The sequence below is a fragment of the Sphingomonas mali NBRC 15500 genome, from assembly GCF_001598415.1.
GTDB lineage: Bacteria > Pseudomonadota > Alphaproteobacteria > Sphingomonadales > Sphingomonadaceae > Sphingomonas > Sphingomonas mali.
In genome coordinates this window covers 1-15,120 of the sequence record NZ_BCYX01000034.1, presented here as the reverse complement: position 1 = coordinate 15,120, position 15,120 = coordinate 1, and the positions used below count along the sequence as shown (strand labels likewise).

15 protein-coding genes and 1 pseudogene are annotated in these 15,120 nt (G+C 65.5%); 11 read left to right on the top strand and 5 right to left on the bottom strand.

Translation table 11 applies throughout. The features are described 5' to 3' along the window. Positions 1 to 73 precede the first annotated feature (73 nt). The 4 genes and pseudogenes from ppc to SMA01S_RS18725 all read right to left on the bottom strand — a co-directional run bounded on the left by ppc (position 74) and on the right by SMA01S_RS18725 (position 4,365). Positions 74 to 2,743, bottom strand: a complete 2,670-nt coding sequence (gene ppc, locus SMA01S_RS18735) for a phosphoenolpyruvate carboxylase (protein ID WP_066826038.1) — start codon at positions 2,741 to 2,743, stop codon at positions 74 to 76. A 256-nt stretch (positions 2,744 to 2,999) separates the two neighbouring features. Next, a pseudogene (locus SMA01S_RS25215) lies at positions 3,000 to 3,104 on the bottom strand (HNH endonuclease); the annotation flags it as partial. Between the two features lie 11 nt (positions 3,105 to 3,115). After that, positions 3,116 to 3,661 (bottom strand): hypothetical protein, encoded by a 546-nt coding sequence (locus tag SMA01S_RS18730; protein WP_157094034.1) that lies wholly within the window; start codon positions 3,659 to 3,661, stop codon positions 3,116 to 3,118. A 137-nt stretch (positions 3,662 to 3,798) separates the two neighbouring features. Beyond that, positions 3,799 to 4,365, bottom strand: a complete 567-nt coding sequence (locus SMA01S_RS18725) for an HNH endonuclease (RefSeq protein WP_066826034.1) — start codon at positions 4,363 to 4,365, stop codon at positions 3,799 to 3,801. Positions 4,366 to 4,460: 95 nt separating this feature from the next. On the opposite strand from SMA01S_RS18725, the gene gluQRS reads away from it, so the two are divergent. The 7 genes from gluQRS to SMA01S_RS18690 all read left to right on the top strand — a co-directional run bounded on the left by gluQRS (position 4,461) and on the right by SMA01S_RS18690 (position 10,430). Further along, a complete protein-coding gene (gene gluQRS, locus SMA01S_RS18720; RefSeq protein ID WP_066826032.1) occupies positions 4,461 to 5,324 on the top strand; it encodes a tRNA glutamyl-Q(34) synthetase GluQRS in 864 nt (287 codons plus the stop codon). Between the two features lie 163 nt (positions 5,325 to 5,487). Next, positions 5,488 to 5,721, top strand: a complete 234-nt coding sequence (locus tag SMA01S_RS18715) for a twin transmembrane helix small protein (RefSeq protein WP_066826029.1) — start codon at positions 5,488 to 5,490, stop codon at positions 5,719 to 5,721. 11 nt (positions 5,722 to 5,732) lie between these two features. Beyond that, positions 5,733 to 6,290, top strand: a complete 558-nt coding sequence (locus SMA01S_RS18710) for a cob(I)yrinic acid a,c-diamide adenosyltransferase (RefSeq protein ID WP_066826026.1) — start codon at positions 5,733 to 5,735, stop codon at positions 6,288 to 6,290. A 77-nt stretch (positions 6,291 to 6,367) separates the two neighbouring features. Further along, on the top strand, positions 6,368 to 7,627 hold the full coding sequence (egtB, locus tag SMA01S_RS18705) for an ergothioneine biosynthesis protein EgtB (RefSeq protein WP_066826023.1): 1,260 nt from the start codon (positions 6,368 to 6,370) through the stop codon (positions 7,625 to 7,627). Between the two features lie 105 nt (positions 7,628 to 7,732). Continuing rightward, on the top strand, positions 7,733 to 8,710 hold the full coding sequence (gene egtD, locus SMA01S_RS18700) for an L-histidine N(alpha)-methyltransferase (protein WP_066826020.1): 978 nt from the start codon (positions 7,733 to 7,735) through the stop codon (positions 8,708 to 8,710). Continuing rightward, entirely contained in the window at positions 8,707 to 9,480 is a 774-nt protein-coding gene (locus tag SMA01S_RS18695) for a class I SAM-dependent methyltransferase (protein ID WP_174543168.1), read from the top strand. The genes egtD and SMA01S_RS18695 overlap by 4 nt, the downstream gene beginning before the upstream one ends. Before the next feature lie 80 nt (positions 9,481 to 9,560). Continuing rightward, positions 9,561 to 10,430: a 3-hydroxybutyryl-CoA dehydrogenase gene (locus SMA01S_RS18690; protein WP_066826017.1), complete on the top strand. Its 870-nt coding sequence runs from the start codon at positions 9,561 to 9,563 to the stop codon at positions 10,428 to 10,430. Between the two features lie 166 nt (positions 10,431 to 10,596). Here SMA01S_RS18690 and SMA01S_RS18685 read toward each other — a convergent pair whose 3' ends face one another. Next, a complete protein-coding gene (locus tag SMA01S_RS18685; RefSeq protein WP_066826015.1) occupies positions 10,597 to 11,874 on the bottom strand; it encodes a NupC/NupG family nucleoside CNT transporter in 1,278 nt (425 codons plus the stop codon). A 254-nt stretch (positions 11,875 to 12,128) separates the two neighbouring features. On the opposite strand from SMA01S_RS18685, the gene SMA01S_RS18680 reads away from it, so the two are divergent. The 4 genes from SMA01S_RS18680 (at position 12,129) to argB (ending at position 15,038) form a co-directional block, all read left to right on the top strand. After that, the gene (locus tag SMA01S_RS18680; RefSeq protein WP_157094033.1) at positions 12,129 to 12,584 is read left to right on the top strand and encodes a hypothetical protein; all 456 of its coding nucleotides are present in this window, start codon (positions 12,129 to 12,131) and stop codon (positions 12,582 to 12,584) included. A 299-nt stretch (positions 12,585 to 12,883) separates the two neighbouring features. Continuing rightward, positions 12,884 to 13,291, top strand: a complete 408-nt coding sequence (locus SMA01S_RS18675; protein WP_157094032.1) for a hypothetical protein — start codon at positions 12,884 to 12,886, stop codon at positions 13,289 to 13,291. A 78-nt stretch (positions 13,292 to 13,369) separates the two neighbouring features. Further along, the gene (locus tag SMA01S_RS18670) at positions 13,370 to 14,023 is read left to right on the top strand and encodes a queuosine precursor transporter (RefSeq protein WP_066826009.1); all 654 of its coding nucleotides are present in this window, start codon (positions 13,370 to 13,372) and stop codon (positions 14,021 to 14,023) included. 115 nt (positions 14,024 to 14,138) lie between these two features. After that, on the top strand, positions 14,139 to 15,038 hold the full coding sequence (gene argB, locus SMA01S_RS18665; protein ID WP_066826007.1) for an acetylglutamate kinase: 900 nt from the start codon (positions 14,139 to 14,141) through the stop codon (positions 15,036 to 15,038). The last annotated feature ends 82 nt before the right edge of the window (positions 15,039 to 15,120 follow it).

The following is a 15,120-nucleotide window of genomic DNA, read 5'->3' as shown; positions in this document are numbered from 1 at the left end:
AGAGGAGTGCTGGAGCGTCGCGCGGAAAAGTGGGCACCGGTTTTCCGCACCCAGCGATGCGACCACAAAGACTCTAGCCCGAATTGCGCAATGCCGTGGCGATGGCGTTGATCGACAGCAGGATGCCCTCGCCGATCCGCGGATCGTCCTCGCCGGCGCGGTGACGTTTCATCAGTTCGATCTGGAGCAGGTTGAGTGGCTCGATATAGGGCAGGCGCAAGCGGATCGAGGCATCGAGCCCGGGATTCCTCTCGAGCAGCCGCGATTGCCCTGTCGCGTCGAGCAGGCCGTCGCGCGTCAGCGTCCAGCCGTCGCGGATGCGCGGGAAGATCGCGTCGGCCAGCGCGCGGTCCTTGACCAGCGAGCAATAGCGTTCGGCGATGTCCATATCGGACTTGACGATCACTTGCTCCATATTGTCGAGCGTCGCCGCGAAGAACGGCCAAGCCTGCGCCATTTCGCGCAACAACGATTTGTCCTCGAACGCCGCCAACGCCTGGCCGACACCGTACCAGCCCGGCAGCATCACGCGCGCCTGCGCCCAACTGAACACCCAGGGAATTGCGCGCAGATCCTCGATCGCATCCGATTTCTTGCGGCTTGCCGGACGGCTGCCGATCTTGAGATTGGCGATCTCGGCGATCGGGGTCATCTCGCGGAAGAAGGTGCGGAACCCGTCGGTCCCGTAGACCAGGTCGCGATAGGCCTTGAACGCGGTCGCCGACAGTTCGTCCATCGCCGCGCCGAACCGCTTGCGATCGGCCTCCGACAGCGCCGGCGGCGCGAGACTGGCGAGCAAGGTGGCGGCGGCCATCGCCTCGAGATTGGTCGTGGCGCTTTCGCGCGTGCCGTATTTGGCGGCGATCACTTCGCCCTGTTCGGTGATGCGGATGCGTCCCTGGACCGACCCTGGCGGCTGTGCCTGGATCGCGGCGAAGGACGACCCGCCCCCGCGCCCGACCGCGCCGCCGCGGCCGTGGAACAGCTGCATCCCGACATGCGCCGTCTCGAACACCGGTTCGAGCGCTTCGGACGCGCGGCTCAATTGCCAGGTCGAGGTCAGATAGCCGCCATCCTTGTTCGAGTCGGAATAGCCGATCATCACTTCCTGGACGCCGCGCTCGACCGCGAGCCCGGCGATTTCGGGCAGGGCGAACCACTCGGCCATGATCGCCGGCGCGGCTTCGAGATCGCTGACCGTCTCGAACAGCGGGACGGCCATGATCGCCGCGGTCGGCGGGTCGCCCGGCACATACAGTCCGACTTCCTTGAGCATCAGATGGACTTCGAGCAGGTCGCTGACCGACATCGCCATCGAGACGATATATTGGCGAATGCAGGCCGGCCCGTATTTGCCGTGCGCCTCCGCCGCCGCACGCAGGATCGCGAGTTCGGAAGCGGTGTCGGGGCTATAGGCCGCATAGGGGCTGACCAACGGGCGGACATTGGCGAGTTCGCGGCGCAGCAGCGCCACGCGCGCGGCTTCGTCGAGCGCGACGTAATCCGCCTCGACTCCGGCAACCTTGAGCAATTCGGCGACGGTGCCTTCGTGGACCGCGCTGTTCTGGCGCAGATCGAGCGTCGCCAGATGAAAGCCGAACGTATCCACCGCGCGGATCAGCCGGCCGAGCGCGCCGCCCGAGGCGAGCGGCCCCGCGCCCTCGTCCGCCAGCGCACGCGCGATCGTCACCAGATCGCAGCGTAGCGCCTGAGGATCGGCATAGGGCTCGCCCTTGAGTGCGGCAGGTCGCGGTGCGGGCTTGCCCGTGAGCGCGCGGTGAGTCGCGGCCAGGCGGGCATAGACCCCCGACAACGCGCGTCGGTAAGGCTCGTCGTTGCGGCTCGGCGCATCATCCCCGCTCGCCGCCGCCAGCTGGAGCAGCTCGTCGCTGACTCGCGTATGATCGGTCGAGATCGATAATTCGGCGCCAAGCGCGTGAACCGCGTCGAGATAATAATCGAGCACCGCTTCGCACGATCGCGCCAGTGCGGCGGTGAGCGATTCCGCGACGACATTGGGATTGCCGTCGCGATCGCCGCCGATCCAGCTGCCCGGCTTGAGAAAGCTCGGCGTGCGTTCGCCCAGCGCGCGGTCCCAGCGCTGATAGAGACCGGGCAGCACCGGCAAGAACACGTCGCGCAGATAGGAGAGCGCAGTTTCTACCTCATCGGCGACATAGAGCCGCTCGCGCCGCAGCACGCGGGTCTGCCACAACAAGGCGATCTGCCGCGCGATCGCCTGTTCGACATCGTCGCCTTCGGGAGTGGTGGCGATCTTGCGGTCGCGCAACGCCATCAGCTGCGCGATGCGGTTGCGATGGTCGATCATCGACTTGCGCCGCACTTCGGTCGGGTGCGCGGTCAGGACGGGCGCGACCAGGGCATGATCGAGCAGGCGCATGACCTTGTCCTTGCCGATCCCTTCATCCGCCAGCCGCTGAAGCGCCGCCGCGACATCCGCGCCCGGCTCTGCGGCGACGCCCTGCCGGTCCTCGGCCAGGTTGGCGAGCATCGAGAACAGCATGAAGCCGCGGACGAAATCGAGCGTCTCGTCGAGCGACAGCCGATCGAGGCCTAGATCGACGTCGCCGCCGACACCGCGATGGCGGTCGACCGAGGCCGAGCGAATATATTCGGTGCGCTTGAACAGCGCGTCGCCGCCATAAGCGCGGATCACGTCACCGAGCAATTTGCCCAGAAACCGCACGTCGGGATTGTTGGTGATGGTGGGGAGGTCAGCCATGCCGTCCTGCTGCACTGCAGCGCGATTCGGGTCAATCGTTTCGTTATCGGACCCGCTCATGGCATTTTATTCCAAGATTGCACTCAGGGAGAGTGCATACGTTTGCATAACCAACGGCAAAAAGATCAGGTCCGCGACGTCCGTGCACAAACTCTGCCGTGCTCCTGCGCACGCAGGAGCCCAGGGTCACAGGCGACGCGGCACTTGGCTCTGGGTTCCTGCTTGCGCAGGAACACGGATTCCCTTGGACAAAAGCTCAAGCCTCCAGTTCGACGTCCCAGTACAGCCACTCGTGCCAGGTTTCGTGGAGGTGGTTGGGCGGAAAGGCGCGGCCATGTTCCTGCAATTGCCGGTTAATCGGGAAACCTAAGCCTATTTGCTCGCTGTTTTCCATAAATCATATTGCAGAATACCCGCCACCTTCCATCGGCCGGTCAGCTCGTCCTTAGGGACAACCCACATGGTCGTCTCGCGCTTCGACGGGTCGTAGTCGGCGGGGGGAGAATACAGGATTCGGTAGTCGATCCCCCGGCGCTTGAGGAAGTCTCTGCCCCGATAGAACAACTTTGAGAGAGCGACGCAATCGATCGATGCATCCTCGCAATCATTCTTAGCTGGCGGGCCGCCGTGAAAACCGACCCCGTCCTTGGCGCCGACAACTTTGTACGTTGCGCCGAGGAACCAGTAATTGGCGCAGGACGAGACGCAATAATCCATGACCACGATCGTGCGCGGTCGAGCGACGAGCACGTCCCCTATGTCGAGCGCGTATCTGACATCGCCTCCAGCACTGCGGACGACAAAAAAGTCGGCGTGCCGGATGCTGTCCGCCAGCTTCCTTGCTGCCGCACCCTGGGGCACGTCTCCGGAGAAGCAGACCACGTTCCGGTGTCTTATCAGCCCATCTTCGCTCTTCAATGCTCCTTGGCAGAAGCGCTTGGCAGCCTGCGCCAGTTCCAGACGCGCGCTGTCTCCAATCTTGTTCGCAGCTTGAGTCGGACATGCCAGGGACAACCCAGCTAGGGCAAGGGCACCGCGACCGTGCATGTCCCCCCTTACGCCTCCAGCTCGACGTCCCAGTACAACCAGTCGTGCCAGGTGTCGTGCAGGTGGTTGGGCGGGAAGGCGCGGCCATGTTCCTGCAATTGCCAGCTGGTCGGCCGGATCGGCTCGACATGGAGCGGCATCTTCGCCTCGCGTGGTGTGCGCCCGCCCTTGCGCAGATTGCACGGCGCGCAGGCGGTGGCGACATTCTCCCACGTCGTGCGCCCGCCATAAGCGCGCGGGATGACGTGATCGAAGGTCAGATCCTTGTGCGTGCCGCAATATTGGCACTGGAAACGGTCGCGCAGGAACAGGTTGAACCGGGTAAAGGCCGGGAAGGCGCTGGGCCGGACATACTGCTTGAGCGCGATGACGCTGGGCAGCTTCAACGCGAAATTCGGGCTGCGCACTTCGCGCTCGTAATGCGCGACGATGTCGACCCGATCCAAAAAGACCGCCTTGACGGCGGTCTGCCATGGCCAGACGGAGAGCGGGTAATAGCTGAGCGGCGTATAGTCGGCGTTCAGCACCAACGCGGGACAACTGTCCGGATGTCGCATTAGGTCGGGATGAAACACACCTTCCCCCTTCGCTGTCCTGGCGTGCGTAAAGCCGATCAGGATGACGCCATGATGACAGCACAGGCCGCGACTCGCGGTCAAGAGTCGGTGCGGTGATCGTAAGCCGTTTCGCGCCGAGCCCTACCGGAGGGTTGCATTTGGGCCACGCCTGGTCGGCGATCCAGGCGCATGATCGCGCGCGGGACCATCAAGGGCGGTTCCTGCTGCGGATCGAGGATACCGACGTGACGCGGTCGCGGCCGGAACATGTCGCGGGAATCCTCACCGACCTCGAATGGCTCGGGCTCGGCTGGGACGAGATGTCGGCCCAGTCCGAGCGGCTCGCACTATACGACGCGGCACTCGACCGGTTGCGAGACGACGGGCTGGCCTATCCCTGTTTCTGCACTCGCGCCGAGATTGCGCGCGAAGTGGCAGCGAGCCTGCACGCGCCGCACGGGCCCGACGGACCGCTCTACCCCGGCACCTGCCGCGCGATCGACCCGGCGACGCGCGCGGAGCGGATGGCCAGCGAGGCATTCGCCTGGCGGCTCGATGCTGGCGAAGCCGCGCGGCGCGCAGGGCCGCTCAGCTGGACCGACGAACTCGCCGGCACGATGCCGGTCGCGCCGCGACTGCTCGGCGACCTGGTGCTCAAGGGCAAGGATCGACCGGCGAGCTATCATCTTGCAGTGGTGGTCGACGACGCGGCGCAGGGCATCACGCATGTCGTGCGCGGGCGCGACATCATGCCCTCGACGCATGCGCATCGCCTGCTTCAGGCGGCGCTCGGCCTGCCCGAACCGATCTATCGCCACCATGCCCTGGTGCTCGACGCCGAGGGCAACCGGCTCGCCAAGAGGCACGGTGCGCCGACGCTAGCCGACTGGCGGTACGAAGGAATGGATGGCATCGCGCTGGTCGAGCGATTGCGGATCGGCGAATTGCCTTTCGGGTTCAGGCTCGGCCAAGCCTAATGGGCGGGAGAACGTACCGATAGCAACGGTAGCGCCTGCTCCGTGTCTCCCTCTCCCGCCTGCGGGAGAGGGCTCAGACAACGCCGGCCGGCGAACAGGCATGGTCGTCCATAGAATGCTCCTCCCCATTGGCTTCGCCTGCGACCCGGCCTAGATAAGCCCCATGACCACCTTCCTCGCCCTGCTGCTGATCGCCGCGATGATCGCAACCGTCGTCGCTTTGGTCCGCGGCGTGATCCTGTTCCTCAAGGGTGCAACCGAGGACGTGAAGAGCGGCGAAGGCCCCAGCGCGACCTCGATCCGGTCAAACCAGATGATGATGTACCGCATCATCTTTCAGGCGGTGGCGATCCTGATCGCGGTGCTCTTGCTGTTGCTCGTCGGCCGCCAGCATTGAGCAGCTGACCGTTGGTCAAGCTCAACAAGATCTACACGCGCACCGGCGACGACGGCACCACGGGGCTGGTCGGCGGCGGACGTATCTCCAAGGCAGATCCGCTGATGGCGGCGATCGGCGACGTCGATGAGGCGAACAGCGCAATCGGCGTGGCGCTGGTGTGGGTCGACGATGCCGATGCCGCAGCGACCCTGCGGCGCGTTCAGAACGAATTGTTCGATCTCGGAGCCGATCTCGCCACGCCGCTCGACATGGAAGGCGCATTGCGCGTCACCACCGAGCAGATCGATCGGCTCGAACGCGAGATCGATGCGATGAACGATCATCTCTCGCCGCTGACCAGTTTCGTCCTGCCGGGCGGCGCTGCCGGTGCCGCTCAGTTGCATCTCGCCCGCGCGATCGTTCGCCGCGCCGAGCGCAGCGCGGTCGCCGCATCCGCCGACAACGCGCTCAATCCCAAGGCCTTGACCTATATCAACCGCCTGTCCGACTGGCTGTTCGTCGCGGCGCGGCGATTGAACAATTTGGGTGCTAGCGACGTTCTTTGGGTTCTTGGCGCCTCGCGCTGATCCAGCTTGGGTTTCGGCCCGCATTTCCTATGTGAGCGATTGACTCCGTCGGCGAAACGACCGAAATAAGGAACATAATGAGAACGCGACTTGGCCTCCGCCCGACTCCGGAAGCGCTTGGCGCCCGTTATGCGGCGGTGCGCGGGCTGAGCGTGGCGCTCGTCGCGCCGCTGTCGGATGCGGACGCGACGGTCCAGTCGATGGAGGATGCGTCACCCGCCAAATGGCATCTGGCGCATACCACCTGGTTCTTCGAGACGTTCGTGCTGCGCGATTTCGTATCCGGCTATAAACTCCACGACGATCGCTTCCCGTTCCTGTTCAACAGTTATTATGAAGCGGAAGGAAGCCGTCACAGCCGCGCGCGGCGCGGCATGGTGACGCGCCCGAGCCTGGACGAGGTGCTGATCTATCGCGCCGCGGTCGACGCAGCGCTGGCGGCGGCGTTGCCGACATTGCCCGAAGAGGCGCGCGAACTGGTCCGGCTTGGCTGCCATCACGAGGAGCAGCATCAGGAATTGTTGCTGACCGACATCCTCCATCTGTTTTCGGAGAATCCGATCGAGCCGGCGATCTGGCCGGGCGCGCGCAAGGTACCGGTGGGAATGCCCGATGCGCTGGGCTGGATCGAGCATGCGGGCGGCGTGGTCGAGATCGGGCATGACAGCCCGCATTTCGCGTTCGATTGCGAAGGGCCGCGCCACAGCGCGCTGCTCCATCCGCATGCGATCGCGGATCGTACCGTGACCAATGGCGAATGGGCCGCGTTCATCGCCGATGGCGGCTATGCCGAGCCGCGCCACTGGCTGTCCGACGGTTGGGCCTGGGTGCAGCGCGAGAGTGTGACGGCGCCGCTTTATTGGGAGCAACGTGACGGCGCCTGGACCCGGTTCGGGCTCGACGGGCGGCGCCCGATCGATCCGGCGGCGCCGGTCACGCATGTCAGCTTCTTCGAGGCGGATGCCTATGCCAGCTGGGCCGGCGCGCGGTTGCCGACCGAGGCGGAATGGGAAACGGCCGCGGCTGCTTACGATCCCGACAGCGGCAACCAGCTCGATGTCGCCGGGCCGGTCGAACCGCGCCCCTCCCCTGGCGGACCCGCGTTTTTCGGCGACGTCTGGGAATGGACCGGCAGCGCCTATCGCCCCTATCCCGGCTTCCATCCGGCCGAAGGCGCGGTCGGCGAATATAACGGCAAGTTCATGAGCGGGCAGTTCGTACTGCGCGGCGGATCTTGCGCCACGCCGCGCGGCCATGCCCGCGCCAGCTACCGCAACTTCTTCTACCCCCACCAGCGCTGGCAATTCACCGGCGTGCGCCTTGCCAAGGACGTTTGATTTGTCACGGCGCCAGCCCGCTCCCCCACCCGGCCTCCCAACGGCAGTCTCATATGGGAGGCCGGGTGGGGGAGCGGGCCGGTACCGCCTCACAAAGGATATCTGATGCTCAAGCAAGAGATCGAGGACGGCACTCGAAGTTTCGCGGACCCCGCCTTCCGCGCGGACGTGATCGACGGGCTGGCACGACGGCCGCGTGCGATTCCGGCTCGGTGGTTCTACGACCATCGCGGCTCCGAATTGTTCGAGGCCATCACCGAATTGCCCGAATATTATCCGACGCGAACCGAGACCGCTTTGCTGCGTTCGGTCGCAGAAGAGATAGCCGAGCGTGTCGGGCCGGGCCGGGCCGTAGTCGAATTCGGATCGGGATCGTCGACCAAGACGCCGATCGTCCTCCAGGCGCTGGATCCGTCCGCTTATGTGCCGATCGACATTTCGGGCGATTTCCTGCGCGAATCCTCGCGCGCCCTGTCCGAGCGGTTCCCCGGTCTGCCGGTTTTCCCGGTCGAGGCCGATTTCCTCAAACCGATCGCGTTGCCGCAACAAGTCCGCGCGGCGCCCAAGCTGGGCTTCTTTCCCGGATCGACGATCGGCAACATGATACCCTTGTCGTCGACCGACCTGCTGCGTGCGATGCGCGCCTCGCTCGGCCAGGGCGCGATGCTGCTGATCGGGATGGACCGGATCAAGGACGTGGGCGTGCTCGAACGCGCTTACGACGACGCTGCCGGCGTCACCGCACAGTTCAACCTCAACCTGCTCGAACGGGTCAATCGCGAGCTCGATGGGACGATCCCGATCGAGGCATTCCGCCACCGTGCGATCTGGAACGACGATCGCGCGCGCATCGAAATGCATCTCGAAGCCGTGCGCGATGTGCGGTTCACGGTAGAGGACCGCCCGTTCGAGATGGCGGCAGGCGAGACGATCCACACGGAGAACAGCCACAAATACGGACCGCGCGATGCCCGTCTGCTGCTGCGATCGGGCGGCTGGACCCCGATCGCCGAGTGGACCGATCCCGACGACCAGTTCGCGCTTTACCTCGCCGAGGCCCAGGCGCCGCGCCCCGCGCCGTGACGGCAGGCGTGCATCGCGCCGCCGCGACTGGATTCGCGGACGGCGCCGATATCTATGCCGCAAGCCGACCGGCCTATCCGGCCGAGGCGCTAGACTGGCTCCGCGACCGATTGGAAATCGGACCGGACAGCCGCGTGGTGGAAGTCGGCGCGGGGACCGGGTTGTTCACGCGCCTGCTGCTCGAGACCGGCGCCAAAGTCCTCGCCACCGATCCGGTGGCGGAGATGCTGGTCCATTTGGCGTCGACACTCCCGGACGTGGCGACCGCCATCGCCACCGCCGAGGCATTGCCGCTCGCTGCCGGTTCGGTCGACGCCGTGATCTGCGCCACCGCCTTCCACTGGTTCGCTACCCCGCAAGTGCTCGCCGAATTCCGCCGCGTGCTTCGTCCGGGCGGGACGCTCGGCCTAATCTGGAACGTGCGCGATAATGACGTGCCCTGGGTGCGCCGATTGTCGGAGATCACCGATCGCTATCAGGACGATGCCCCGCGCCAGAAGTCGCAGGCGTGGCGCGGCGTATTCCCCGCGCCCGGCTTCACGCCGCTCCATGAGACGGCGATGCGATACGACCATGTCGGCACGCCCGAAGAGGTCATCATCGGCCGCACGCTGTCGACCAGCTTCATCGCCGCTTTGCCCGTCGATCGCCGCGCCTCACTGGTCGATGAGGTTCGCGCGATGATCGACGCGACGCCCGAACTGGCCGGCAAGCACAAGGTCCACTTTCCCTATGTGACTCGCGCTTACGATTGCCGCCGGATCGACTGACCGGGTTGCCGCGCGCGCGCCGCTGTGGCTAGGGCGAACCGTATCGGCATTCGCCGCGAACCTATTTGCGAGGAAGTGACATGCAGAGCGTCGGCGTGATCGGGGCAGGACAGATGGGCGCGGGCATCGCGCAGGTGTCGGCGCAGGCGGGCTATCACGTGCTGCTCGCCGACGTGACCAAGGAACGCGCCGATGCCGGCAAGGCGGGCATCGCGGCACAACTGGCGCGGGCAGTGTCGAAAGAGAAGATCACCGCGGAGGTCGCCGATCAGACGCTCGCGCGGATCGACGCGATCGAAGGCCCGTCGGCGATGGGCAAATGCGGCCTGATCATCGAAGCGGCGACCGAACGCGAGGAGATCAAGCGCGCGATCTTTGCCGAAGTCGGCAAGGTACTGGGTGCGCATGCGGTACTGGCATCGAACACCTCGTCGATCCCCATCACCCGGCTCGCCCAGGCGACGCCCGATCCCAAGCGCTTCATCGGGGTGCACTTCTTCAATCCGGTCCCGGTCATGGGGCTGATCGAGATCATCCGCGGCCTCGCCACCAGCGACGACACCGTGACCTTGATCGAGACCTATGCCGCCGCGCTCGGCAAGCAGGTGGTACGCGCCAACGACGCGCCGGGCTTCATCGTCAACCGCATCCTGATGCCGATGCTCAATGAGGCGTGCTTCGCGCTCGGCGAAGGCGTCGCCACGATCCGCGACATCGACCTCGCCTGCCAGCTTGGGCTCAACCACCCGATGGGGCCGCTGACCTTGGCCGATTTCATCGGGCTCGACACCTGTCTGGAGATCACTCGCGTGCTGTTCGAAGGCACCGGCGACCCCAAGTTCCGCCCGGCGCCGTTGCTGGTCAAATATGTCGAAGCCGGCTGGTACGGCCGCAAGACCGGCCGGGGCTTCTACGATTATTCGGGCGCGGAGCCGGTGCCGACGCGGTGAGCGCGACGTACGGCGCCACTGCGCACGTGTTTTATCCCGTTCGCCCTGAGCTTGTCGAAGGGCACCTGGTTGCGCGCGAGTCCGAGCCATCGTGCTTCGACAGGCTCAGCACGAACGGAGGGAGTCCAAGCCGCCGCTAATCCGGGCCCGAAACGCGACGGCCAACTTACGGTATCAGCAATCCCGCCAGCGCCGCCGACATCAAGTTCGCCAGGCTGCCCGCCGCCAGCGCGCGCAGGCCGAGCTTGGCGATCATCGGCCGCTGGTTGGGCGCGAGGCTGCCGGTCGAGGCCATCTGGATCGCGATCGATGAGAAATTGGCGAAGCCGCACAGTGCGAACGTGACCACCGCCGTCGTGTGCGGCGACAGGTTCTTCATCTGGCCGAGGTCGATGAACGCGACGAATTCGTTGAGCACGATCTTCTGACCGAACAGCTGCCCGGCGGCGCCCGTTTCGTTCCACGGGATGTTGAGCAGATACATGACCGGCGCGAAGACATAGCCGACGATCAACTGGAAGCTGAGCTCGGGATGGCCGAACCAGCCCCCGATCCCGCCGAGGATGCCATTGGCGAGTGCGACCAGCGACACGAACGCCAGCACCATCGCCGCCACGGCGACCGCGATCTTGACGCCGGTCTGCGCTCCCGAAGCGGCCGCCATGATGACGTTCGCGGCCCGCTCTTCCTCGGGATGCCCCTCGGCCAGCCTGATCGCCTGATCCTCGTGCGCGAGCACCGATTTGCCGTCCTCGAGCGGCAGTTCACCCGCCGGGACGATCACGTCGGGCATGATGATCTTCGCCATCAGCAATCCGCCAGGCGCCGACATGAACGAGGCGGCGAGCAGATACGGCAGCGAGGTCGGTCCTAGCAGCAGCGCGTAGGCTGCGAGGATCGTTCCGGCGACGCCGGCCATGCCCACCGACATCACCGTGAACAATTGGGAGGGCGTCAGGCTGGCGAGATATGGCCGGATCACCAGCGGCGCTTCCGACTGGCCGACGAAGATGTTGGCCGCCGCGCACAGGGATTCGACCTTGCTGACCCCAACGATCTTCTCGATCGCGCCGCCGACCCAGCGCACGATCAACTGCATCAGGCCGATATGATAAAGCACCGCTACGAGCGCCGCGAAGAAGATGATCACCGGCAACGCGCCCATCGCGAACGAATTGCCGAACTTGGGATCGGTCGCCAGCGCGCCGAAGATCAGCTTGGTCCCTTCTCCGGCGTAGCCCAGCAGCGCGGAGACGCCTTCAGCCATCTTGCCGATCACCAGCTTGCCCGTCGTTGTATACAACACCAGCACGGCCATCGCGACCTGCAGCGCGAATGCCGCGCCGACGACGCGCAAGCGGATGGCGCGCCGATTGCTCGACAGCAGCAGCGCGATCCCGAGAATCACGGCGATGCCGGCAATGCCGATCAGGAAACGTTGCATTCTTGGTAAGCCCCCACTCAACTCGCTCGCGCGCAACGCCTTTTCGGTGCCGGGCGCGGTCGCGTGATCGTTAGATTTGCCGCGACTATGACGGCAAAAATCGGACTAGGACAGCCCCTTGGCCGACGCCTCCATCGAGCAGGCCTCCGATGCTAAAATCCAGTCATCTGGCGTTCATGTTCGCGGGATCACGCCCTATAAGATCGGCAGCCCGGGGCCGCGTGGCTGTGGGCGCCTGCGAGGGAGCATGGACGATGACTCATCATATCATGAAGTTGGCGGTGGCCGCGGCGATGCTGGCTGGGATCGGCACCGCCGCTCCGGCATTTGCAGCAGATAATGCGATGAAGGTCTGCGGCGCCAAGTATCAGGCCGCCAAGACCGCCAAAACCTTGCCCGCAGGCCAGACCTGGAACCAGTATCTGGCGCAATGCCGCGCCTCGCTGCCCAAGCCCGCAGCGGTGACGACGCCGGCCAAGCCCGTGGTCGCCGCCGCGGTGAAGCCGGCCGTCGCGGCGAAACCGGCCGCGCGCGTCGCTGTCGCCAAGCCGCCCAAGACCCCGGGCCAGCCGAGCCCCGCGCAGGCCGCCATGTATGCCCGCGAACGTCAGTGCGGCGCGCAATATCGCGCCGACAAAGCCGCCGGCAAGCTTCCCGCCGGTCAGACCTGGCCGCAATATTGGAGCGCGTGCAACAAGCGTATGAAATAGCGGCTCCAAGCGCCCGGCCGGCGGCAACCGGCCGGGCTGTTTTATCGCGGGTTGTCTGCGCGCTTGGTTCTGGCGCCCTGCAGAAAGCCCGCCACGCCATTTTCGTCTCCTGGACACCCCCGACAATGCACATCTCGGTTCACGACACCGGCCGGGAACGAATGCCGAACAAATTGATCGATTTTGGAGGCAATCGCGGACTCGGACGCACCGAGTGCGGTATCTCCTATCCCACGGCCGCCGGTATCCTCCGGTCGGCCACCGCCGGCGGCGAGCAAGCCGCAGAGGAAGGATGTGGGATGACGATGATGTTGAAGACGGGGATGGCCGCGATCGCGGCTGCAGGCCTGGGTGTGCTGGCGGCTCCGGCGCTGGCGGCCGACAATCCGATGAAGATTTGCGGCGCGAAATACCGGGAAGCGAAGACCGCCGGCACGCTTCCTGCCGGACAAACCTGGATGCAGTTCCTCGCGCAATGCCGCGCCTCGCTGCCCAAATCCGCCGCCAGCGGACCCGCCGCGGTTAGCGGCGAAAAGCCAGCCGCACCGACTGGCGCCAAGCGTCCTCGCAGCGCGGCGCAGACCGCGACCGCGTCTCGTCAGCACGAGTGCGGCAACCAGTGGAAGGCCGACAAGGCCGCCGGCAAGATCACGCCCGGCCAGACCTGGCCGCAATATTGGAGCGCCTGCAACAAGCGGTTGAAGTGACCCACGGGGGCGGCCCGGTCGATCCCCCTGTCGGTCGGGCCGTTTGACCTCGGCATAATTGGCGCTAGCGTCGCGCCGATGGAAACACCCGCTCCCGCCCAAGAGGTAAAGCTACCTCGCTCGCTCTTCGTCTTTTCGATCCTCTATGGCGGCATGGTCTGCATGGCGGGTGTGCTGGGCGTCAAACAGGTCGCGCTGGGGCCGCTCGCGGTCGAGGCGGGGATATTCGGCTTCTTGCTGCTCGTCGTGCTGTCGAGTGCCGTCGCCGAGATTCATGGGCAGAAGACCGCGACGATGCTGGTCCGGCTCGGCTTCGTGCCCCTGTTCACCTCGGCCGCGCTGATCCAGATCGTGCTGGCACTGCCGCACGATCCGGGCATGTATCCGCCGGCGATCGACGCGTTCCCGATCGTTGTCGGCCAAAGCGTGCGGATGATGCTGGCAGGCTTCGTCTCCTACGGCACCTCGCAGACGCTCAACGTCTTCATCTTCTCCAAGCTCAAGGGCCAGGAAGGCAAGGGCCGACTGGTCTGGTTCCGCGGCATGGTGGCGAGCGTGATCAGCCAGATCATCGATACGTTGCTGTTCATCACCATCTCCTTTTACGGCGAACGCCCGATCCTCCAGCTGATGGAAGGCCAGATGCTGACCAAGGTCGTGCTGTCGATCGTGCTGGTGCCGTTCCTGATCACTGGCTTCGTCGCGTTGGGAAAAAGGCTGGATCGGGCTTGAACTCCTCTTCCGTTCGCCCTGAGCCTGTCGAAGGGCGTGTCGTGGAACACATGCTTCGACAAGCTCAGCACGAACGGGTTGGGGTTCTTCGCTGGTTGCCTTAAAGGGCCGCGCCATGACCGATCACACCCCCTCGCCCCAATTGCTCGCCAAGGCCGAAACGCTCGTCGAGGCGCTGCCGTACATGCAGCGTTATGCGGGCCAGACCTTCGTCATCAAATATGGCGGCCACGCCATGGGCGATCCCGAGGCGCAGCGCGATTTCGCCGAGGATGTGGTGCTGTTGAAGGCGGTCGGCATCAACCCGGTCGTCGTCCATGGCGGCGGCCCGCAGATCGGCGCCATGCTCAAGCGGCTGGGGGTCGAATCGGAATTCATCGGCGGCCTGCGCGTCACCGATGCCGCCACCGCCGAGGTCGCCGAGATGGTCCTGGCCGGCAAGATCAACAAGGAGATCGTCGGCTGGATCGCGGCTCTCGGCGGCCGCGCGGTCGGCATTTCGGGAAAAGACGCCAATCTGGTGATCGCCGAAAAGGTCACCCGCACCGAACCCGACCGCAATTCGGGGATCGAGCGCCATGTCGACCTGGGCTTCGTCGGCGAGCCGGTGAAGGTCGATCCCTCGATCCTCAAGAATCTGGCGCGCGACGGCTTCATCCCGATCGTTGCCCCGGTCGCGCTGGGCGCGGATGGCGAAACGTACAATATCAACGCCGATACGATGGCGGGCGCGATCGCCGGCGCGCTGGGCGCGACGCGCTTCTTCCTGCTGACCGACGTCGCCGGCGTGCTCAACAAGGCGGGCGACCTCCAGACCGACCTCGACGGCGCGGCGATCGAGGCGCTGAAGGACGACGGCACCATCTCCGGTGGCATGATCCCCAAGGTCGATACCTGCGTCGCCGCGGTCGAGGCCGGGGTCGAAGCGGCGGTCATCCTGGACGGCCGCGTACCGCACGGCATGCTGTTGGAAATCTTCACGCGGCGCGGCGCCGGCACCCTGGTTCGCGCCTAGAGCGTGATGGCGTGGGTTTGCCCCGCCGTGACGGAGCGGATTTTGGCGCAGGGCGAGGAACGAGGAGCGGAGCGATGCAGAA